Here is a 19,703-nt window from a genome sequence, read left to right as displayed (position 1 = left end):
CGCCGCGCCGCCCCCACCGGCGGTCCGCCGGCGCGGTGCTCCGGGCCGGCGGAGGGCGCCGGTGCGCCGGTGGCGGGCCCTCACGCGCCCGGGTCCGGACCGGCGGCGGGGGTGCGGCGGGTGGCGACCGCGCCGACGGCGGCGGCGGTCACGCAGGCCACCGCGCCCCACTGGGCGGGGTCGAGCCGCTCCCCCAGGACGAGCAGGGCCGCCACCGCGCCCACCACCGGCTCCAGGCTCTGCAGGACTCCGACGACCCGGGGCGGCAGCCGGCGCAGCGCGGCGAGGTCCAGGGAGTAGGGCACCACGGCCGACAGGACCGCGATCCCGGCGCCGGCGGCCAGCAGCCGGGGGTCCAGCAGCGCGGCACCCTCGTGGGCGGCACCGATGGGCAGGGTGATGAGGGCGGCCACGGCCACCGCCCAGGCCGGCGGCGCGCCGCCGGCGGCGGTGGCCCCCGCCCGGCGGCTGAGCAGGATGTAGGCGGCCATCGACACCCCCGACCCCGCCGCGAAGGCCAGCCCGACCGGGTCGGCGCCGCCGCCTTGGGTGTCGGCGAACAGCAGGATCCCCGCGGCGGCCAGCCCGCCCCACACCAGGTCGGCCGCGCGCCGCGACCCGGCGAGCGCCACCGCCACCGGGCCCAGGAACTGCACGGTGACCGCCATGCCCATCGGCAGGTGCGCCATGGCGGGGTAGATGAGGTTCATCCCGGCGATGGCCGCGCCGTAGGCGCAGACGAGCAGCAGGGTGCGGGCGTCGCGCGGTGCACGCGGGCGCCACAGCGGCAGCAGGACCAGCGCGGCGATCCCCAGCCGCAGCGCCACGACCCCCGCCGGGCCGGTCCAGGCGAACAGGTCGCGGCCCAGCGCCTGGCCGATCTGCACGCTGAACACGCTGCCCAGCACAAGCGCGGGCGCGGGCACGGCGCGGCCCCGCCACGGGGCGCCGGGACGGGATGTGTCCGGGGATGTCCGCATGGTCCCGAGTCTGGGTGCGGCCGACCGTGCAGGTCCATCTCGCTTTTGTGCACAGCGTCGTGTAGTCCTGACTACATGATCGACGTGCGGCGCCTGCAGATCCTGCGGCTGCTTCACCAGAAGGGCACGGTCACGGCCGCCGCCCGCGCCGCGCACCTGACCCCTTCGGCGGTCTCCCAGCAGATCCGCCTGCTGGCCCGCGAGGTGGGGGTGGACCTGCTGGAGCGCCGGGGCCGGCGGGTGCGCCTGACCGACGCCGCCCACACGCTCCTGGCCCACGCCGACGCGCTGTACGCCCAGTGGGAGCGGGCGCGGGCCGACCTCGACGCCCACGCGCGCGGCGCGGCCGGGACCGTGCGGATGTGCGCGTTCCCCACGGCGCTGGCGTCGGTGGTCGTCCCGGCGGTGCTGCGGCTGGGCGAGGCGCACCCGGGGGTGGCGGCGCACATGCGCGAGGCCGAAACCGGGGAGTGCTTCGACCTGCTGCTGGCCGGGGACGCCGACATCGCCGTGGTGGCGCCCACCACGGAGAGCCCCCCGGTGGACGACCCCCGCTTCGAGCAGTTCCCGCTGCTGGACGACCCCCAGGACCTGCTCGTGGCGGCCGGGCACCGGCTGGCCGACCGGGAGAGCGTCGAACTGGCCGAGGCCGCCGCCGAGCCGTGGATCGCCGCGCCCGAGAGCGTCGACTGGCACCGGATGATCCTGGCGGCGTGCGCGGCGGCCGGGTTCGCGCCGCGCATCGCGCACCGGGCGCAGGAGTGGAACGCCATCTGCGCGCTGGTCGCCCACGGGTTCGGGGTGTGCCTGCTGCCCCGGCTGGCGCCGCTGCCGGCCCACCACGGGCTGGCGCGGCTGCCGCTGCGCGGCGATCCGGCGCCCTCGCGGCGGGTCCTGGCGTGCGTGCGGCGCGGCGGAGCGCGGGCGGCGGCCACCGCCCACGGCCTGGCGGCGCTGCGCGAGGCCGCCCGCGACCTGCCGCCGCCGCTGGTGCCGCCCTGCGGCGACCCCGGCCACGACGCCCGCGCGGGGGTGGCGCCGCACCGCCACCGCCGCTGAGACGGTGAAACGCCTGAAAGGCTTCGCCGCAGCCCGGGCCGGGGCGCGGCGGCCGCCCGGCAGGGTCACGCCGGGCGGCGCCCCTACTCCTCGGCGGGCTCGAAGGACTCGGTCATCTCGTCGAGGATCGCCCGGTTGAGGGCGAAGTCGTCCTCGGTCGAGACCAGGAAGAGGGCGTAGCCCTTCTCGTCGGTGTGGAACGCGCGGTTGACGGCGTGCATCCGGCCGTCGCCGCCGTCGAAGGTGAACTCCCAGTCGGCGGCGCTGACGTACTCCTCGACCGCCTCGCCCTCGACCGCCTCGATCCCCACGAGCTCGTAGCCGGAGAAGTTCTGCGACAGGCTGGGCTCCTGGTCCTGCCAGTCGGTCAGGGCGTTGCTGCGGGGGTTGTCGGTCTGGTCGATCTGCAGGTAGCCGCCGCCGGGGATGTCGAAGAAGACGCTGGTGCCCTCGCGGCGGTCCAGCGGCCAGTTCTCGGGGACGTCGACGGCGAACCCGGTCTGGTCCTCGTGCTCCTCCATGTCGGGCAGTTCGGGCTCGTCGTCGCCGCCGTCGTCGCCCTGGTCGGGGGTGGCGCTGGGTTCGGCGGCTGCGGGGTCGTCCCCGGCGCCGGCGGTGGCCTCCGCGCCGCCGGTGGCGTCCGGGCCGGCCTCGGCGGAGGCCGAGGGGGTGCCCTCGGAGCCGGTCAGCTCGCCGGGGCCGCCGCCGCTGCGCAGACCCAGCCACGCCGCCAGGGCGACGACCGCGACCAGCGCGAGGGCTCCGGCGGCGAGCACGAGGGGGCGCCGGGCGCCGTCGCGGCGCGCGCCGCCGGGGCCGGGGCCGGGCGGGATGGAGGCGTCGTAGCGGTCCCGCGCGCCGCCGCCGGGCGGCGGCACGGGCGCGGCCCGCATGGCCGTGGTGCGCTCGGCCTGCGGCGCGGGCTGCTCGGTGCGGGTGGTGGCGTGGTCGTCGGCGGCCGGGGCGGCTCCGGCGGCCTGGGCGACCTCCTGGAGCATGCGGGCGGTCTCGTGGACGGAGGGCCGCTGCTCGGGCTCCTTGTGCAGCAGGCGCTCGATGACCGGGGTGAGCGGTCCGGCGGCCTGCGGTGCGGGGACCTCGGCGGTGACGATCGCGGTGAGCGTGGCCATGGGGGTGGCGCGGTGGAAGGGGGTGCGGCCCTCGGTGGCCTGGAACAGGGTGACGCCCAGCGACCACATGTCGGTGGCGGGGGTGGCGCGATGGCCGTGGGCCTGCTCGGGCGCGAGGTAGCTGGGCGAGCCCACCAGCAGGCCCGTGCTGGTGAGGTTGGTGGTGCCCTCCAGGCGGGCGATGCCGAAGTCGGTGAGGACCGCGCGGTCACCGCGCGCGATCAGCACGTTGGCGGGCTTGATGTCGCGGTGCACGATGCCGCGCTCGTGCGCCACGGCGAGCGCGGCGGCCACCTGCAGGCCGATCCTGGCCACACGCGCGGGCGGCAGCGGCCCCTCGCTCTTGATGACGTCGGACAGCGAGGTCCCGCGCACCAGCTCCATGACGATCCAGGGCCGGTCGTCGATCTCGACCACGTCGAAGACGGTGATGATGTTGGGGTGGCTGAGCTGGGCCGCGCTGCGCGCCTCGCGCAGCATGCGGGTGCGCAGCACCTCGACCTCGTCGCGGGGGAGCTGGGGCGGGATGATCAGCTCCTTGATGGCGACGGGGCGGTCCAGCAGCTCGTCGACGCCCTCCCAGACGCGCCCCATCCCGCCTTCGCCGATCAGCTCCGACAGCCGGTAGCGGCCGGAGAGCAGCCGCCCCGACTCACTGTGCTCGTTGGTCATGGATGAGGGTTCCTTCGTAGGGAGATGGCGACGTCCGAAGGGGCCGGAGCGTCATCAAGGCGAGTGTAGAAGCTGCCGTCGGACCCCCACCGCCGCGGCGGCGCGGGCGGACCAAGGGCGGTCGGCGGCGCGCGGCCGGGCCGGAGCCGAGCCGCGTACCGCCCCCGGGCTCCTGGCCTGCGCCGAGGGGCCCGGCGGCCGCCCGGAGGGCGCCGCCGGCGCGTCCTTCATGAGGGGGTTTTCATCTTTATGCCGCACCGAGTTCCGGGCCGCTATGGTGGGCGTGTGATATGCCCTAAGTGCCAAGGCCGTATGCAGACATTCGACCGCATGGGGATCCACCTGGAGCAGTGCGAGAGCTGCCGGGGGATCTTCCTGGACCGCGGCGAGCTTGAGCAGATCGTCGCCGCCGAGCAGCGCCACTACGGCGGTGCCCCCGGCCACGCGGCTGCGCGCCCCTACCGCGACTCCCCGCGCGGCTACGGGCGGCCCGACTCCCCCGCCCCCTTCCACGGTGGCCACCACGGCGGCGGGTACCACGACTCCCCCCGCCCCTACGGCTACTCCGACTCCCCCCGTCCCTACGGCCAGCGGCGCCGCAAGAGCTTCCTTGAAGACCTCTTCGACTAGCCGGCGCGGCCCCGCCGGGACCGTTCGGGGCGGTGCCGCCCGTGGCGCCGCCCCGGCCCGGGCCGGGGCGGCGTGAACCCGCTCATCTGCGCCCGCTGCGGTGAGCACACCGACCACCCGCGGGTGGAGGAGGGCCCGGTGCTGCGGTGCGCGCGGTGCGGCCACCGCGAACCGTTCGCCCGCCTGCCGCTGTACTGCGTCACCGGCCCCAGCGGCACCGGCAAGTCCACGGTGGCGCGGCTGCTGGTGCGCCGGCTCGCCGACCGGTTCGTGGTCCTGGAGCAGGACATGCTGTGGACGGCGGGCCTGCGCGACTCCGGCACCGAGCACCCGCTGTTCCGCTCCACGTGGCTGCGCATGGCGGCGATGATCCACCAGAACGGCCGCCCGGTGGTGCTGTGCGGCACGGTGGTGCCGCCGGAGCTGGAGCCGCTGCCCGAGCGCGCGCTGTTCTCCGAGATCCGCTACCTGGCGCTGATGGCCGACCCCGAGGTGCTGGCCGAGCGGCTGCGGGCGCGGCCGGAGTGGCGGCAGTGGGACGAGCCGCGCATCGCCGAGATGCTGGAGTACACCCGCTGGGTGCGCGACACCGCCCACGCGATGGACCCGCCGGTGCGGCTGCTGGACACCACGCACGCGAAGGTCGAGGACACCGCCGACGAGGTCGCGGCCTGGGTCGCCGGCCACGCCGCCCGCACGGGGGCGGCGGGCGGCGCGCAAGGCGCCGCCGGCGCGCGGGAGCGCGCCTAGCCCTCCCCGTCGTCCCGGCCGGTGCCGTCCGCCACCAGCGGCGCGATCCGGTCCACCCGGTTGGTCCACACCAGTCCGGCGTAGTCGTCGGGCACCCGCTCCAGCGCCGCGGGGGTGTCGAAGCCCTCGGAGAACCCGCCGGAGCCCGCCACCAGCACCACGCGGGTGTCCACCGAGGCCATGCGTTCGGTGAAGCGGGCCGGCCACCCCCACAGCCACGGCGCGTAGCCCTCGGGGATGTGCAGCTGGGTGTGGGCGCAGGAGTCGGGGACGTGGCCGGTCCAGCCGAGGGCCTCGTAGGCCAGCAGGCAGTCAGTCAGGGTCTCGCGCGACATCGACCGCACCTGCGGCAGCTCCGCGCGCAGCGCGGCGACGGGGCGGTCGCCGCCGTAGACGGTGATGCCCGCCAGCTGCTCGCGGGGCAGCCGGGCCAGCCGGTCGGCGAGCAGCGCGCCCTCCTCGGGGTCCTCGCTCTTGACGTGGATGAGCAGGTCGCGGTCGGGGAACTCGGCGAGGACATCGTCGAGGGAGGGCATGAGGCCCACGCCCTCGCCGCGGAAAGGGTGGGTGCGGCCGCCGTCGGCGGTGTAGCCGTGGCCGATGTCGAGCCGCCGCAGCTCCTCCAGGGTGAAGTCGCGGGTGGTGCCGCTGCCTCGGTGCGGCAGTCGACCTCCCAGTCGTGGAACACCGCGAACCGGTCGTCGGCGGTGCGGTGGACGTCGAACTCGACCTGGTCGGCGCCAGCGTCGAAGGCGGCCCGCATCCCGGCGATCGTGTTCTCCAGGTAGGGGTGCTCCGGCGGGTCCATGCGCTCGGCCGTGCAGGTGTCGGCCTCCACACCCCCGGGGGTCGAAGGTCTGGCCCAGCCCGCGGTGGGCGAGCACGTCGGGCCCGGTGTCGGGCTCGGGCGCGAGCAGGGCGGTGTTGTTCAGCCATGTTCCGGCCACCAGCAGCACCAGCGCGGCAAGGACGACGCGGCGCACCCGGCGCGGGCGGCGCGGCTCGGGAGTGGGCGAGGGGGCGGATGAGGGGGTTTCCGACATGACGGGATTGTGCCAGCGCGGCGGGACCGCTCGGGCCGTCCCGGCCGCGGGGCGCCGCGCGGCGCCCGGGGTCAGGGCAGCGCGGCGGGCACCCGGGCCAGGGCCGCGAGCGACTCCACGAAGAAGTACACGCCGCGGAAGAACAGCAGGACGTCGCCGTGCTCCAGGCGCATCTGCCGGTACATCAGCACCCGCCCGGGGTCGTCGCCGACGAGCAGGCGGCACCAGACGGGGTAGTCGGCGCTGAGGACGTAGGTGCCGGGCGGGGTGGGCGCGCCGGGCGCGGTGACGGCGGCGCGGACGCACCGGCCGGCCGCCCACTCCAGGGTGAGGTCGCGGCGGGTGCCGCCGAGTGCGGCGGGGGCGCCGCGCACCCCCAGCACCCAGGTGGCGGTGTAGTCGGCGCGGCGGCGCTCGATCCAGGCCCAGTACTTGTCGAGCTTGGCGGCGCGGACCTCGGGCGGGGGGCCGGAGTCGACGGCGGCGCGGACGGAGTCGGCCCACGCGGGCCCGAGGAACGGCGGCGGGGCGGCCACCGCCGGAGCCGGGGCGGCCGCGGCGGGGCGTGCGGTGCGGTCGAGCGCCACGGTCATCCTCCGGCGAGGTCGGGTTCGATGCGCTGGATGCTGTCGCGGATGTCGGGCGGCAGGCCGATGCCGACGTCGTTGACCTTCATCCACAGCTGGCGGATCATCAGCCGCCGGACCTCCTCGCCCGACCAGCCCAGCGCGCCCAGCTCCACGGGGCGGCTGGTGGCGCGGTTCATGGCGAGCAGGGTGCGCAGGGTCTCGTGGACCTCCAGCAGCAGGCGGGGGTCGGCGCGCACGGAGTCGCGCAGGAAGCGCATGCCGAACTGGACGTGGCGGGCCTCGTCGCGGCAGGTGGCGGTGAACCCGGCGGCGTAGCCGGGCAGGACGCCGCGGGCGCGGCAGTAGCCCAGGGTGATCTTCATGACCGACAGCGCCAGCACGCCCTCGATCCACAGGAAGTAGGCGGTGCCGAACCGCACCCGGCCGGCGGGGTCCTCGGGGTCGCGGCGCAGGGAGTCGCCGAGGTGGGCCAGCAGCCCGAAGGGGCCGATGAAGGTCTCGGAGACGTAGCCGTAGGAGGCGTCCAGCACCTCCTGCACGGAGTCGCCGGGCAGGCCGACGACCTCGCGGTAGAAGCGGTCGAAGAAGACGGTGTGCCGGGCCTCGTCCTCGATCTGGCTGGAGAGGTAGACCTTGGCCTCCTCCTCGCCGCCGAGCATGAACAGCGGGAGCTCGACCTCGACCTGGCGCTCGCCGTGGTGGAACCCCGAGGAGATGGCCACGAAGGCGTCGCGCTCGTCGGCGGTCATGCGCTCGGCCCAGTCGCGGGCGTCGGGGGCGAAGTCGAGGGCGAAGACGTCCCAGCGCTGGCGGAGGTAGCGCCGGTAGAGGTCGAGGTAGCGCCGGTAGAGGTCGAGGTAGCCGGGCAGCCGTTTGAGGTCGCGGTGGAGGTAGTCGAGGACGTCGTCGACGTCCACGGTGCCGAGCACGTCCAGGCCGGACTCCTCGACGGCCGAGGGGGTCGTGGTCACGGTCCGCACCTCCCATCGTCGTGGCCACCGTACCCCGCCCCGGTCGGCCCGGTCAGGAGTACGCACAGACCTGTGGACGAGCGTCTTCCGGGCCGTGTTTCCGGCCTGGCCGCTTCCACGTCGGTGCCGCTCTGGGCAAGCCTTCAGGGGCGACGAAGCCGATGGACTCCCGAGAAATGGAGATGGGGCATATCCAGGCCCCGAAATACCGTTTGCCCCGAATACTGAATGTTTGCACCCTGGAATCCTTTACTGGGACACAGGGACAAGATAGTCACTGTTGAGTTAGAGAGGCTCTGGGCATGCTATCTCTGGCACATGAGGCCAGAAAGAAGGTGGAATATTGACCATCACCGCCCTCGATCGCCGCACGTGGAATTTTCCTCGCATGCTGTGGCTGGACATGACCAGGAAGTGCCAACTCAACTGCTCGCACTGTTACAACTCGTCCGGCCCGACTGAAGAGCACGGGACGATGACCCGTGATTCCTGGCTCGCGCTCGTAGATCAAGCCGCAACAGTCGGCGTTGAACACATTCAACTCATCGGCGGCGAACCGACTCTTCACCCCGACGCTGGGGATGTGGCCAATCGAGCCTTGGAATACGGAATTTCGGTCGAAGTATACAGCAATCTCGTGCATCTCACGGATGCTTGGTGGGACCTTCTCCAACGCGATGGAATGTCACTGGCCACCTCCTACTATTCCCACTGCGCCGAGAAACACAATCGGGTTACCATGCGCCCGAGCCATCGCCATACGAGGGCCAACATGAAAAAAGCATTGGCTCTCAGAATTCCACTGCGCGTCGGGGTTGTCGTGGAGGACGACGGCCCGCATGTTGATATGATTATAAGAGACCTCAAGTCGCTCGGAGTCGCACGCATCGGCGTTGACCACGTGCGGCCGTTTGGTCGAGCCGCCCATGATCAGGACCCGGACACTTCGGGCCTCTGCGGCCGCTGTGGAACCGGCACTGCGTGCATCGGCCCTGATGGTGATGTCTCACCCTGCATCATGTCCGGATGGCTGAGCGTGGGGAACGTCCAGACCAAGCCGCTCTCCACTATCCTGAGTGGCCCGGAGATGGCTCGTGCTACTTCTACGATCCGCTCTGCCAAAGAGCCCAAGGACCCCCAGGACCCGCCGAACCCGATACACAAGCCGTGCGATCCCGACCATTGGTGCAAACCTGGGACTCCGGGCAGTGGGTGTCCACCACGGAGGTAGTCGCTTTGACAATTCAGTTCGCGGGTCTCATCCAGCCTTACACGGGTCACATATCGAGCATCAAACCCGTGTCCGAGGGAAGCAGGTGGACTACAACAGCCCTGATCGATTGCGAAAAAGGAGAATTCTTCGTTAAGGCTGTCCCAAATCGACCGGGAGGGCTGCGAGATTCCGTCCTTCGAGAATGGGTTGTCAACCCCTTTGTTCGCCCTGTATCACCCGCGGTTCAATGGCAGGCCGAGGACGGCGATTGGGTGGTCCTCGGGTTCGATCGGATCGACGGCCGATCAGCCGATTTCAGTCCAGGTTCTTCCGACCTCCCCAAAATCATTGACGTATTGAACCGGATATCAAGAATCCCCATCCCGGAGGTCGCCGGCGACTGGGAAGAAACGCGATGGGATGCCTTCCTCCCCGAGAAGGAAATTGCACTCGTCCGGGGAAGCGATCTACTATACGTGGATGTTCAGCCCGATAACATAATGATAGGCTCAGGCCAAACCTGGGCAGTCGACTGGGAATGGCCTACAAAAGGAGCCGGTTTCATTTCCCCGGCCTGCTTCGTCGTCCAACTTATTTCGGGCGGCCATAGTCCCGCAGCCGCTGAAACCTGGGTGGGGAACTGCATCGCATGGGAGAGCGCCGATCCGGCGGCCATCGACGCATTCGCCCGAGCAAACGCACGCCTGCAGCAGCATCTTGCCGAGAGGTTCCCTGAAGAGTCGTGGCTGGCCGAGATGGCAACGGCAGCCGAGGTGTGGGCCGACCATCGGTTGGCAGGCTAGGAACCGCCACACGAACGATGCTCAAGGAATCTCGACCACCAAGGAGCCGGCATGACGCGGATCGGGATCACCGGTCACTCCAATCTGACGGCCGAGAGCGTTGCGCTGGTGCGTGCGGCCCTGGCCGAGGTGCTGGCGCCGTACCGGGACGGCGACCTGGTCGGCCTGTCCTGCCTCGCCCGCGGGGCCGACCAGATCTTCGCCGAGGTCGTCCTGGAGGCCGGCGGGAGGCTCGAAGTCGTGCTCCCCTCGGTGGACTACCGCGAGGCGAAGGTCAAGCCGGACAACCTGGAGCGGTTCGACGGCCTCCTGATGCGCTCGGCCCTGGTCCGCTACATGCCGCACCGGACCGCCGGCCGGGAGGCATACGAGGCCGCGAACGAGGCGGTCCTGAACGGGATCGACCGGCTCGTCGCGGTCTGGGACGGGCAGCCCTCCGGCGGCAGGGGCGGCACCGGCGACGCGGTGGCGGCCGCGCGCGGCCGGGGCGTTCCGGTGGATGTGGTCTGGCCGGAAGGCGCCCGCCGGGAGTAGTGCGCGCTTCCGCGCGGTGCCCTTCCGAAGCTCTCAGCACCAGGACTGCGGAAGCCCTTCGAAAAGCACAACGCCCCCCTCGTCCAGGATCTGCTCTGGGCTCCATTTCATCTCCAGCCAGGACTGGACTATGCCGCGCAGTTCGGGGTTGGCCACCAGCTTGCCGGGCTTGGGCCGGGCTCGACGCTGGTTGGCGCGGGCCTGGGCGGCGTGCGGCCGGTAGTGCCAGTCGTTGCGGGCGCCCTCGGTGCGGTTGCGGCGAACCTCCCGGCTGATCGTCGAGGGACTGCGGCCCAGCTCAGCAGCGATCGTCCGCAACGACGCGCCCTCGCGGAGTCGGTCGGCGATGTGGATTCGGTCGGACTCGTTCAGGTACCGCCCCGACAAAAGCGAAGGTCGGGGCGCCTCCGTAACCGGAGGCGCCCCTGGACGGCCGCTGGTCGGGTTGGTCCCGTTCCTCCACCGCTTGCCGGTTCGCCGATTGACGCCGACGATCCGGCAAGCTGCCTGACTGCTGTACCCCGACTCCATGAGCCGGAAGTATTCCGCCCGCTCCCGCTCTAGCTTCTTGCGGCCCTGTGGCCCTCTGTCCTTGCGGATCTCGAACCCCATCGCATCCCCTGGCTCAGGGTGTTGCGACGACCGCTAGAAGGTGAGAGGAGACCGAAGGGGGCGCTCGCCACAGGCGAAACTACAGGTCGGCGGTCTTGACCGCCACGAGGAAGGCCGCCCACTCGGCGGCGGGCATACTCAGATGCCCCGCGTCCCGGTTCTGGGTGTCACGGACATCGGCTCCGGCCGCGTGCTCGCGAACCTCCACGCAGTTCTGCGCAGCAGCGCTATACGTGCTTTTGTGCCACTGGTCAACCACGTTCGTACTCCTCAATCATCCTGTGCAGGTAGTCCACCGTCTCCTGCGGTGTCCGCGCAGACGCCTGTACGCGCATAAACGTCATGGTGAACTCCCGTACCGCCTGGGGGGCGTCCGTTTGCTGACCACGATAAGTGCTCTCCACGTGGAGGGTGTCCGGTGCGGTGGGGGAGGACAACAGGCTGAACGGGCCGCCAAGCCCGGCATTGGGACGCGCATGGAACGGGTGGGCCTGGATCATGACCCGCCCTTCCTTCACTCGGTCCACAAGGGTGCGCAGTTGGGCCGCCATTACGTCCGGTTCACCCACAGGCCGCATGATCGCCGCATCATCTATGACCACGTGGTAGTGGGGAGTGGGCTGTCCCAGTACACGTTCGGAGTTGCGTAACCTCCGTCGAACTGTAGCCTCCACACTCTCCGGCGTCAGCCACGGACCAGTAGCCGCGATGATCGCTCGCGCGTACCCCTCTGTTTGCAGCAACCCGGGGATGAGCCAGGGGTGCCATTCGCGGATTATCTCCGCTTCTGCTTGTAGTTCTCCAAGGTTCTCCAGCCAGTCAACCGTTCCCTGCTCTTTCAGTTCCTTGTACAGGCGCACCAAGCGCCCCTTGGCCCCGAGGCGCTTGTCCGCTGCGCGGACGTCGGCGGGATCCATGGCACGCCGTCCGCTCTCAACGTTGCTGATATGGCTGTCGCTTCGCCCTATGTCCCGGCCCAGCCGTGCTTGCGTGAGCCCTTCGAACTTCCGCGCCGTTGCCAAAGCTCGCCCAAATCGGACGTCGGCAACATCCCGATGGTCGTCCATATGACCAATAGTGCCAGCCGCGCCCAGGCCATTCCACGAAATCTTTCAGGTTCCCACGCAGGATTTCGACTTTCTTCGGCGTGCCGTCCGGCCTTCCCTGGAACTGCCTCTATGTCCATCGTGGATGCGTGGCCAAACTGGCCGACGACAGGCACACGAACAGTCGGAACCGCATAATTCCCCGTGCAACTGTTCGCACCTCCTGTGAGGTTTTGTCCATTTAAAGAAGCGGCCCTGCCGGTGCTGACGACACCGAACAGGGCCTTGATCCCCGACCTGGGAAAGCAGGTGGAGACCCGTGCTGAACCCTATACGCCCGCAATCGCCCTATACGCCGCGCCATTCCACGCGCTACCGCCCCCGCCACGCGCGGGCCGGCCGGATCCGGCCCTACCTGTGGTGGAGCCGCCCCGACGTGTGGTGGGGCAGGCGGGCATGAACACCGCCATCCACTGCCGCGCCTTCGCGCGCTATGTCGACCAGGTCGCACGCGCCCGCGCGTGGCTGGAGGACACGCTCGCCACGGCCGGCCACATCCCCGACGACGCCCGGGCCACCGCCGTGCTGCTGCTGTCCGAAGCCGTGACCAACGCCGTCCTCCACACCACAAGCAGGACCATCACCGTCCGCGTGGAACTCTCCCCCGGACGGCTGCGCGTGGAGGCCCAGGACGAGGGCACCGGAGCCACCAAGCCCCACGTGGTCCAGGCCGACCCCGACGCCGAGCACGGGCGCGGACTGCGCATCATGAGCGCCTTCGCCCACGAATGGGGCTGCCTGGACCACAGCCCCGGCCTCTACTACGTCATCGCGTTCACACCCGGAAAGGCCGCCCCCTGACCGAGGCCGCGGACTGATCCGCGCCCGCGATCCACCCCCGCCCGCCTCCGTGCGAGACCCCGGCGGGCGGGGGTGCCCGACCCCTTGGACTTTGACCCCCCGGACGGAGCCATGAACACCCAGCACCCGCAGCACGCCACGGACCCCGCGCCGCAGCCCTCGCCCCGCTTCTACACCCCCGCCGAGGTCCGCGACATCTTCCGCATCAGCCAATCCACCGTCCGCCGGTGGACCGACACCGGCCACATCCGCACCGCCCGGACCGTGGGCGGCCACCGCCGCCTCTACGCCGACGACGTCGACGCACTGCTTCACAGTGAGGAGTCCGCACAGGCGGGCGGCGGCTGACTTCAAGGGGAGGCGGCCACCGCGCACACGCCGGGGGCCGCTCGCGCTTCGCGCGGGCGGCCCCGGAATGCGTCGGACCTCGGAGTCCGCTACGCCCCGCTGCCCCGGTCGGGGCCGGGGGTGGACGGGCCCCAGGTGGCGTGGGCGATGTCGACGCCTCCGGGCGCGGGGGCGTCGCCGTCCCCGCCGGGCGCCTGCCCGTAGCCGTCGGCGCCGCCGACGGCCTGGGAGCCGCCTTCGGCCTCGCGGGCCAGCGGCTTGAAGCCGCGCAGCCGCAGGCTGTTGCTGACCACGAAGACGCTGGACAGCGCCATCGCCCCGCCCGCGATCATCGGGTTGAGCAGCCCGGCCGCGGCCAGGGGCAGCGCCATCACGTTGTAGGCGAACGCCCAGAACAGGTTGCCCCGGATGGTGGCCAGGGTGCGGCGGGAGAGCCGGATGGCGTCGGCGACCAGCCGGAGGTCGCCGCGCACCAGCGTGAGGTCGCCCGCCTCGATGGCGACGTCGGTGCCGGTGCCCATGGCCAGGCCGAGGTCGGCCTGCGCCAGCGCGGCGGCGTCGTTGACCCCGTCGCCGACCATGGCGACCGTGGCGCCCTCCTCCTGGAGGCGGCGCACCACCGCGGCCTTCTCCTCGGGCAGGACCTCGGCGATCACCTTCTCGATTCCGACCTCGGCGGCGACGGCCTCGGCCACGCCCCGGGTGTCGCCGGTGAGCAGCACCGGGGTCAGGCCCATCTCGCGCAGCCGGCGCACGGCCTCGGCGCTGGTGGGCTTGACGACGTCGGAGACCGCCAGCACGCCCCGCGCCGCGCCGTCCCAGCCCACCGCCACGGCGGTGCGGCCCTTGGCGTGCGCCCGCTCGGCCGCCTCAGCGAGCCCGGCGGGCAGCGCCAGGCCGCGCTCCTGGAGCAGCGAGGGCCGCCCGACGACGACCCGGCGCCCGGCCACGGTGCCCTCGACGCCGCGCCCCTGCACGGCGGCGAAGTCCGCCACCCCGGGCAGGTCGCCGACGCGCTGCACGGCGCCCTTGGCCACGGCCTGCCCGATGGGGTGCTCCGAGGCGTCCTCCAGGGCCCCGGCCAGCCGAATCAGCTCGTCGGGGTCCTGGCCGTCGGCGGGCACCACGTCGACGAGGGTCATGCGGCCGGTGGTGACGGTGCCGGTCTTGTCCAGCACGACGGTGTCGACGCGGCGGGTGTTCTCCAGCACCTCCGGGCCCTTGATCAGGATGCCGAGCTGGGCGCCGCGCCCGGTGCCCACCAGCAGCGCGGTGGGGGTGGCCAGGCCGAGCGCGCAGGGGCAGGCGATGATCAGCACGGCCACGGCTGCGGTGAACGCCTGGGCGGTGCCGCCGCTACCCAGCCAGAAGCCGAGCGTGGCCACGGCCAGGGCGATGACGACCGGCACGAACACGCCTGACACCCGGTCGGCCAGGCGCTGGACCTCGGCCTTGCCGCTCTGCGCCTCCTCGACCAGCCGCGCCATCTGCGCGAGCTGGGTGTCGGAGCCGACGCGGGTGGCGCGCACCAGCAGCCGCCCGCCGGCGTTGACGGTGGCGCCGACGACCTCGGAGCCGGGCCCGACCTCCTCGGGCACGGACTCCCCGGTGAGCATGCTGCGGTCGACGGCGGAGGTGCCCTCGACAACGCGGCCGTCGGTGGCGATCTTCTCGCCGGGGCGGACCACGAACAGGTCGCCCGGCGCGAGCCGGTCGACGGGCACGCGCTCCTCGCGGCCGTCGCGCACGACCGCGACCTCCTTGGCGCCGAGTTCGAGCAGCGCGCGCAGGGCCTCGCCCGCGCGGCGCTTGGCGCGGGCCTCGAAGTAGCGGCCGAGCAGGATGAAGGACGTGACCCCGGCGGCGACTTCCAGGTAGATGTTGGCCGATCCGTCGCCGCCCCCGACTGTGAACTCGAAGGGGTGCACCATGCCGGGTTCGCCGGCCTCGCCGAGGAAGAGGGCGTAGAGCGACCACCCGAAGGCGGCGAGCGTGCCCAGCGAGACCAGGGTGTCCATGGTGGCCTGGCCCAGCAGCAGGTTCTTGGCGGCGGCGCGGTGGAACGGCCAGGCGCCCCACACCAGCACGGGCGCGGCCAGCGTGAGCGAGGCCCACTGCCAGTACTCGAACTGGAGGTCGGAGAACATGGCCATGGCGATGACCGGCACCGACAGCAGGACGCTGACCACCGTGCGGGTGCGCAGGTCGCGCAGCGGGTCGGACTCGGCCGGGGCGCCGCCGGGGTCGCGTTCGGCCGGCGGCTCGGGCAGGGCCGCGGTGTAGCCGGCCTTCTCGACGGCGGCGACGAGGTCCTCGGGCGCGATGCCCTCGCCGTAGGTGACGCTCGCCTTCTCGGTGGCGTAGTTGACGGTGGCGGTGACCCCGTCGAGCCGGTTCAGCCGCTTCTCGATGCGGTTGGCACAGGAGGCGCAGGTCATGCCGCCGATGGCGAGTTCGATCCTGCCGGTCGCCTGGGTGAGTCCGTTGGCGTCGCCGTTCATTGCGTGCGGGTTCCCTCCGGGCCCTCTGCGGGCCCCTGGCTGCGTGGTGGCGGGTGCGGGCGGCGGTGCGGGCGGGGTCAGTGCCCGTGCTCGGCGCCCTCGCCGGGCGGCGCGACCTCCCACCGGCCGTCCGCGGCGACGGTGAACTCCGCGGTGCGCACCTCGCCGCCGTGCTTGAAGTCGAGGAAGAGCCGGTACTCCCCCGGTGAGGGGGTCTCGGCGCTGAAGGTGATGTCGGGCCCGGCGGGGCTGCCGCCGCCGGAGTCGAGCTTGGGGTGGACGTGCAGGAACGCGAGGTCGCCGGTGCGCAGCGCCACCAGGTGGCCGTAGGCGCCCAGGTAGGGCTCCAGGTCGGTGACCGGGCGGCCGTCCCTGCTGACCGTGAAGACGAGGTCGCGGGGGCGGCCGGGCTCGATCTCGCCGGAGAGCGCGACCTCGTAGCCGTCCACCTCGGCGGTGGCCGCGGGTTCGGGCAGCGGCTCGGGCGCGTAGTCGCCGGGCACGCCGAGGTCGGCGCCCAGCACCAGGCCCTCGGAGTGGGCGGTGGGCACGAAGTCGGCGAAGACCCGGTAGGGGCCGGGGTCGGCGAGTTCGAGGTCGGTGCGCCACACGCCGTCGTCGTCCATGGCCGGGTGCAGGTGCTGGTAGCCGGTCATGTCGCGGCCGACCACGATGAGGTGCATGCGGCGTTCGTGGGCGGTGGTGAACTCGGTGACCGGCCGGGTGTCGGGGCCGACGATCCGGAAGGCGAGTTCGTCGCGGTCGTCGGCCTCCTGGGGGGCCGACAGCACGTCGAGCCGGTAGCCGGCCTGCGCGACGCGCAGGCCGGCCGGCTCCATCTCGGGCGGCGCGGTGTCGTCGGGCCGGTCGGCCTGGGCGGTGTCGGGGACCAGCGGGTCGGCGATCCGTCCGGCGCCCAGCGCCCCGGCGAACGCCACGACCAGCGCGAGGCCGTAGACGCCGAGCCTGCCGCGGGTGTCCATGTCAGCCCTCCACGGTGTAGCCGGCCTGGGCCACGGCGGCGCGGACGGCGGCGGGGTCGGCGGGGCCCTCGCCGGTGACGGTGACGCGCCCGGTCGCGACGTCGACCTCGACCGCGGTGACACCCGGCAGCGCGCCCACCTCGCGGCGGACGGAGGCCGCGCAGCCGCCGCAGTGCATGCCGGTGACCGTGTAGTCGGTGCTGACGGCGGCGCCGGGGGTGCTTGCGGTGTCGGACATGGTGGTCTCCTCGTATCCGGGGGAGGTGGCCGCTACGCCGCGGGCCGTTTCCCTGAAGTCTAGGAAATACTATACCCCCCTACCGTATATTCGGGCACTGTGTCCCACATCACCGCACTACCCGGATCGGGTGCGTTAACGGACCGTCCGCGCCGCCGGGGACGGGCCCGGAACCGGAACGGGCCGCGCCGGGCCGCCGTGGCCCGGCGCGGCCCGTCCGCGTGCCGCCCGGTGCGGGGCGCGGTGGGTCGCCGGTGGGTCCGCCGTGAGCGGACGAGGGGCGCTCAGCCCGCCGCCGGGGCCGCCTCGGCGGTGTCCGCCGGGGCGGTCCGCCCGCCGCAGAACACCTCGGCCACGAGCCGCCGCGTGGCCTCCTGGAAGGCCCCGGCCAGGGACATCCCGGCGTCGTCGACGTAGTTGAGCCCGGCGGTGAGGGTGGTGGCGCCGTCGGGCGTGCTGTACATCAGGCCCGCGTGGCCGGCGATGCCGCCGTTGTGGGTGATGACGGTGCCGCCGCAGGGGGTCTCCTGCACGAACACCCCCAGGCCGTAGCCGGCCTTGGGGTGCGGCGCGAACATCTGCTCCAGCAGGTCCGCGGGCAGCAGCCGGCCGCCCACCAGGGCGGAGATGAAGGTGTGCAGGTCCTGGGTGGTCGAGACCATGTCGCCGCCGCTGGAGATCCAGGAGGGGTTCTGCCGGGTGACGTCGACCGTCTGCTCGCGGCCGTCGGCCGCGTAGCGGTAGTAGGCGCGGGCGTGCGGCTCGGGGATGTCGGTCTCGGTGGTGGGTGCCAGGGTGCCCGGCATGCCGAGCGGCTCCAGGATCCGGCGCCGCATCTCCTCGGCCACGGGGCGGCCGGTGACCTTCTCGACCAGCAGCCGGGCCAGCACGTAGTCGGTGTTGGCGTAGCTCCAGTCCGTCCCCGGCTCGAAGCGGGCGGGCTTGTCCAGGGACAGCCGCACCAGCTCCTCGGGGGTGTAGGTGCGGAACCGGTTCTCCACCCACTCGCGGCCCGACCAGGTGATCCCCGGCGCGAACGAGCCGTCGTCGTAGTACTCGCCGGTGAAGTTGAAGATCCCGCTGGTGTGCTGGAGCAGCATCCGCACCGTGATGCGGGGGTCCAGGCCGAACCCGGGCAGGTGGTCGCCGACCGGGTCGTCCAGGCCGATCCGGCTCTCGGCCACCAGCCGCAGCACCAGGACGGCGATGAAGGTCTTGGTGTTGCTGCCGATCCGGAAGTGCCCGTCGGTCGGCGGCGGCTCGGCCGAGCCGATCTCGCGGGCGCCGGCGCTGCCGGTCCACGTGCCGTGCTCGTCGTTGACGCGCACCTGCACACCGGTGAAGCCGAGGGCGGCGATCTCCTCGACGGCCTTCCGCAGCTCGGGGCGGTCGGCGCCGGTGCGGGTGCCGCGGGGGGAGGGGGTGGCGGACATGGCGGGTCTCCTCGTCGTCTGGGTCCCGGAGCGGCGCCCTCGGCGCCTCCTGTGCGTTCGGGAATCTCTGAACAAAGCCGACAGTACGTTGCGTTCAAAAATATGTCAACACAAAGATCTCAGGATTCTTCCTGTTCATACGGGATATCAGCCGTTCTTTGCAATGAACATGGTGGTGAACGCAAAGGTGTTGCCGACGACGCTTTGCAATGAGGTGGCTGTGAACGCATACTGGCGGCACAGCGCGCCGGGGCGCCGATCCCCGCGCACGTCGACGCAAGGGAGCCGAACACCGATGCCCGGAGGCAGACTGACCAGCGAGGACCGCCAGCACATCGCCGACTGGCTGGCCGAGGGCCTGGGCTACGCGGAGATCGGCCGGCGCCTGGGGCGGCCCGCCTCAACGGTCATGCGCGAGGTCACCCGCAACGGCGGCCCCGAGGCCTACCGGGCCGACCGCGCGCACGAGGCCACCCGCCACCGCGCGCGGCGCGGCCGGCGGGAGCGGCCGCCCGCGCCGGCGGTGGCCGACGACACCCACGGGCGCGACCCCCAGGCGGTCCAGGACTTCACGCTGTCCTTCGCCGAACTGCTCATCCAGCAGGGCGTGCCCCGGATGGCGGCCCGGGTCATCGCCTGCCTGTACGTGGTCGACTCCGGCAGCCTGACCGCCGCCGAACTGGTCCAGCGGCTGCGCGTCAGCCCGGCGTCGGTCTCCCAGGCCGTGGCCTTCCTCGAACAGCAGGGGATGGTGCGGCGGGAGCGGGACTCCGGTGGCCGCCGCGAGCGCTACGTCATCGACGACTCGGTGTGGGCGCGGTCCATCATCGCCTCGGCGCAGATGACCGACGCCCTGAACGAGGCGTCGCTGCGCGGTGTCGACGTCCTCGGCGCCGCCACCCCGGCCGGGGCCCGCTTCGCCTCCGCCGCCGAACTCCTGATCCTGGTGAGCGAGTCCCTGCGCCGCGGAGTGGAGCAGTGGCAGCGCGGCCGGGGGGCCGACCGACCCGCCGCGGACGGGTGACCTGCCGGCCGGCCCCGGCCGCCGGAGCGGTCCGGCGGCGGGTCGCGGCGGTCCTCCAGCCGATCCCGAACCGGGGTTACCGCCGCGCCGCAACCGGTGGGCGTTTTGCCGGAAACGCCGCCCTGCGCCCGCCGCGCCCCGTTCGCCACCGCGGCCCTGATGCGCACCTTGCCCCCGCCTGCGGCTTTTGTGCCTGACCCGCCTCCGGTGATGTCGGAAACTGCGATTACCGGCATGGTCCGATGGAGAAAACCTTCATCGAGCGGGACACGCGCCGGTCCG

Annotated in this window: 20 protein-coding genes and 1 pseudogene; 9 read left to right on the top strand and 12 right to left on the bottom strand. The window is 72.5% G+C overall.

The window, feature by feature from the left end:
- Positions 1-80 precede the first annotated feature (80 nt).
- Positions 81-980: an EamA family transporter gene (locus HNR12_RS18380; RefSeq protein WP_218901977.1), complete on the bottom strand. Its 900-nt coding sequence runs from the start codon at positions 978-980 to the stop codon at positions 81-83.
- 75 nt (positions 981-1,055) lie between these two features.
- Here HNR12_RS18380 and HNR12_RS18375 point away from each other — a divergent pair, with 75 nt between their 5' ends.
- Positions 1,056-2,039 (top strand): LysR family transcriptional regulator, encoded by a 984-nt coding sequence (locus tag HNR12_RS18375; RefSeq protein WP_179768771.1) that lies wholly within the window; start codon positions 1,056-1,058, stop codon positions 2,037-2,039.
- An 83-nt stretch (positions 2,040-2,122) separates the two neighbouring features.
- Here HNR12_RS18375 and HNR12_RS18370 read toward each other — a convergent pair whose 3' ends face one another.
- Positions 2,123-3,841 (bottom strand): serine/threonine-protein kinase, encoded by a 1,719-nt coding sequence (locus HNR12_RS18370; RefSeq protein WP_179768770.1) that lies wholly within the window; start codon positions 3,839-3,841, stop codon positions 2,123-2,125.
- A 285-nt stretch (positions 3,842-4,126) separates the two neighbouring features.
- Here HNR12_RS18370 and HNR12_RS18365 point away from each other — a divergent pair, with 285 nt between their 5' ends.
- Together HNR12_RS18365 and HNR12_RS18360 are read left to right on the top strand one after the other, a co-directional pair.
- Positions 4,127-4,471, top strand: a complete 345-nt coding sequence (locus HNR12_RS18365) for a TFIIB-type zinc ribbon-containing protein (protein WP_308118966.1) — start codon at positions 4,127-4,129, stop codon at positions 4,469-4,471.
- A gap of 72 nt (positions 4,472-4,543) precedes the next feature.
- Positions 4,544-5,221, top strand: a complete 678-nt coding sequence (locus HNR12_RS18360) for an AAA family ATPase (protein WP_179768768.1) — start codon at positions 4,544-4,546, stop codon at positions 5,219-5,221.
- A 316-nt stretch (positions 5,222-5,537) separates the two neighbouring features.
- Here HNR12_RS18360 and HNR12_RS29790 read toward each other — a convergent pair whose 3' ends face one another.
- From HNR12_RS29790 to HNR12_RS18345, 3 genes are all read right to left on the bottom strand, one after another.
- Entirely contained in the window at positions 5,538-5,984 is a 447-nt protein-coding gene (locus HNR12_RS29790; protein WP_394353927.1) for a glycerophosphodiester phosphodiesterase family protein, read from the bottom strand.
- A gap of 351 nt (positions 5,985-6,335) precedes the next feature.
- Entirely contained in the window at positions 6,336-6,851 is a 516-nt protein-coding gene (locus tag HNR12_RS18350; RefSeq protein ID WP_179768767.1) for a hypothetical protein, read from the bottom strand.
- Between the two features lie 2 nt (positions 6,852-6,853).
- On the bottom strand, positions 6,854-7,825 hold the full coding sequence (locus tag HNR12_RS18345; RefSeq protein ID WP_179768766.1) for a ribonucleotide reductase: 972 nt from the start codon (positions 7,823-7,825) through the stop codon (positions 6,854-6,856).
- A 343-nt stretch (positions 7,826-8,168) separates the two neighbouring features.
- On the opposite strand from HNR12_RS18345, the gene HNR12_RS18340 reads away from it, so the two are divergent.
- The 3 genes from HNR12_RS18340 (at position 8,169) to HNR12_RS18330 (ending at position 10,375) form a co-directional block, all read left to right on the top strand.
- Positions 8,169-9,056 (top strand): radical SAM protein, encoded by an 888-nt coding sequence (locus tag HNR12_RS18340; RefSeq protein ID WP_246425120.1) that lies wholly within the window; start codon positions 8,169-8,171, stop codon positions 9,054-9,056.
- Positions 9,057-9,124: 68 nt separating this feature from the next.
- Positions 9,125-9,841 (top strand): protein kinase, encoded by a 717-nt coding sequence (locus tag HNR12_RS18335; RefSeq protein WP_308118963.1) that lies wholly within the window; start codon positions 9,125-9,127, stop codon positions 9,839-9,841.
- 51 nt (positions 9,842-9,892) lie between these two features.
- The gene (locus HNR12_RS18330; protein ID WP_179768765.1) at positions 9,893-10,375 is read left to right on the top strand and encodes a hypothetical protein; all 483 of its coding nucleotides are present in this window, start codon (positions 9,893-9,895) and stop codon (positions 10,373-10,375) included.
- A gap of 87 nt (positions 10,376-10,462) precedes the next feature.
- Here the strand turns inward: HNR12_RS18330 and HNR12_RS18325 are convergent.
- The 3 genes and pseudogenes from HNR12_RS18325 to HNR12_RS18315 all read right to left on the bottom strand — a co-directional run.
- Positions 10,463-10,987, bottom strand: a pseudogene (locus HNR12_RS18325) (transposase); the annotation flags it as partial.
- Between the two features lie 79 nt (positions 10,988-11,066).
- Positions 11,067-11,246: a DUF397 domain-containing protein gene (locus HNR12_RS18320; RefSeq protein WP_179768763.1), complete on the bottom strand. Its 180-nt coding sequence runs from the start codon at positions 11,244-11,246 to the stop codon at positions 11,067-11,069.
- Entirely contained in the window at positions 11,239-12,054 is an 816-nt protein-coding gene (locus HNR12_RS18315) for a helix-turn-helix domain-containing protein (protein WP_179768762.1), read from the bottom strand. Before HNR12_RS18315 ends, HNR12_RS18320 begins: the two co-directional genes overlap by 8 nt.
- Before the next feature lie 435 nt (positions 12,055-12,489).
- On the opposite strand from HNR12_RS18315, the gene HNR12_RS18310 reads away from it, so the two are divergent.
- Positions 12,490-12,894 carry an ATP-binding protein gene (locus tag HNR12_RS18310; protein WP_179768761.1) on the top strand — a complete coding sequence of 135 codons (405 nt, stop codon included), beginning with the start codon at positions 12,490-12,492 and terminating at the stop codon, positions 12,892-12,894.
- Between the two features lie 111 nt (positions 12,895-13,005).
- Positions 13,006-13,242: a helix-turn-helix domain-containing protein gene (locus HNR12_RS18305; RefSeq protein ID WP_179768760.1), complete on the top strand. Its 237-nt coding sequence runs from the start codon at positions 13,006-13,008 to the stop codon at positions 13,240-13,242.
- A gap of 89 nt (positions 13,243-13,331) precedes the next feature.
- On the opposite strand, the gene HNR12_RS18300 is transcribed toward HNR12_RS18305, so the two are convergent.
- The 4 genes from HNR12_RS18300 to HNR12_RS18285 form a co-directional block, all read right to left on the bottom strand.
- On the bottom strand, positions 13,332-15,743 hold the full coding sequence (locus HNR12_RS18300; RefSeq protein ID WP_179768759.1) for a heavy metal translocating P-type ATPase: 2,412 nt from the start codon (positions 15,741-15,743) through the stop codon (positions 13,332-13,334).
- 77 nt (positions 15,744-15,820) lie between these two features.
- Positions 15,821-16,726 (bottom strand): hypothetical protein, encoded by a 906-nt coding sequence (locus tag HNR12_RS18295; protein ID WP_179768758.1) that lies wholly within the window; start codon positions 16,724-16,726, stop codon positions 15,821-15,823.
- Between the two features lies 1 nt (position 16,727).
- Positions 16,728-16,964: a heavy-metal-associated domain-containing protein gene (locus tag HNR12_RS18290; protein ID WP_179768757.1), complete on the bottom strand. Its 237-nt coding sequence runs from the start codon at positions 16,962-16,964 to the stop codon at positions 16,728-16,730.
- 284 nt (positions 16,965-17,248) lie between these two features.
- Complete coding sequence (locus HNR12_RS18285) at positions 17,249-18,397, bottom strand: serine hydrolase domain-containing protein (RefSeq protein WP_179768756.1); 1,149 nt, start codon at positions 18,395-18,397, stop codon at positions 17,249-17,251.
- 295 nt (positions 18,398-18,692) lie between these two features.
- Between HNR12_RS18285 and HNR12_RS18280 the strand changes: the two genes are divergently transcribed.
- Positions 18,693-19,421 (top strand): GbsR/MarR family transcriptional regulator, encoded by a 729-nt coding sequence (locus HNR12_RS18280; protein ID WP_179768755.1) that lies wholly within the window; start codon positions 18,693-18,695, stop codon positions 19,419-19,421.
- Positions 19,422-19,703 lie beyond the last annotated feature (282 nt).

The organism is Streptomonospora nanhaiensis (genome assembly GCF_013410565.1).
In the GTDB taxonomy this organism is placed as follows: domain Bacteria; phylum Actinomycetota; class Actinomycetes; order Streptosporangiales; family Streptosporangiaceae; genus Streptomonospora; species Streptomonospora nanhaiensis.
Note: the sequence above shows the minus strand (reverse complement) of the source record. Positions and strands in the feature narration are given on the sequence as shown.

What these genes read in the sequence shown, in the direction of transcription:
- HNR12_RS18380 (WP_218901977.1), bottom strand. Translation starts at nt 980, where the DNA reads ATGCGGACATCCCCGGACACATCCCGTCCCGGCGCCCCGTGGCGGGGC.
- HNR12_RS18375 (WP_179768771.1), top strand. Translation starts at nt 1,056, where the DNA reads ATGATCGACGTGCGGCGCCTGCAGATCCTGCGGCTGCTTCACCAGAAG.
- HNR12_RS18370 (WP_179768770.1), bottom strand. Translation starts at nt 3,841, where the DNA reads ATGACCAACGAGCACAGTGAGTCGGGGCGGCTGCTCTCCGGCCGCTAC.
- HNR12_RS29790 (WP_394353927.1), bottom strand. Translation starts at nt 5,984, where the DNA reads ATGCGGGCCGCCTTCGACGCTGGCGCCGACCAGGTCGAGTTCGACGTC.
- HNR12_RS18330 (WP_179768765.1), top strand. Translation starts at nt 9,893, where the DNA reads ATGACGCGGATCGGGATCACCGGTCACTCCAATCTGACGGCCGAGAGC.
- HNR12_RS18315 (WP_179768762.1), bottom strand. Translation starts at nt 12,054, where the DNA reads ATGGACGACCATCGGGATGTTGCCGACGTCCGATTTGGGCGAGCTTTG.
- HNR12_RS18310 (WP_179768761.1), top strand. Translation starts at nt 12,490, where the DNA reads ATGAACACCGCCATCCACTGCCGCGCCTTCGCGCGCTATGTCGACCAG.
- HNR12_RS18305 (WP_179768760.1), top strand. Translation starts at nt 13,006, where the DNA reads ATGAACACCCAGCACCCGCAGCACGCCACGGACCCCGCGCCGCAGCCC.
- HNR12_RS18300 (WP_179768759.1), bottom strand. Translation starts at nt 15,743, where the DNA reads ATGAACGGCGACGCCAACGGACTCACCCAGGCGACCGGCAGGATCGAA.
- HNR12_RS18295 (WP_179768758.1), bottom strand. Translation starts at nt 16,726, where the DNA reads ATGGACACCCGCGGCAGGCTCGGCGTCTACGGCCTCGCGCTGGTCGTG.
- HNR12_RS18290 (WP_179768757.1), bottom strand. Translation starts at nt 16,964, where the DNA reads ATGTCCGACACCGCAAGCACCCCCGGCGCCGCCGTCAGCACCGACTAC.
- HNR12_RS18285 (WP_179768756.1), bottom strand. Translation starts at nt 18,397, where the DNA reads ATGTCCGCCACCCCCTCCCCCCGCGGCACCCGCACCGGCGCCGACCGC.
- HNR12_RS18280 (WP_179768755.1), top strand. Translation starts at nt 18,693, where the DNA reads ATGCCCGGAGGCAGACTGACCAGCGAGGACCGCCAGCACATCGCCGAC.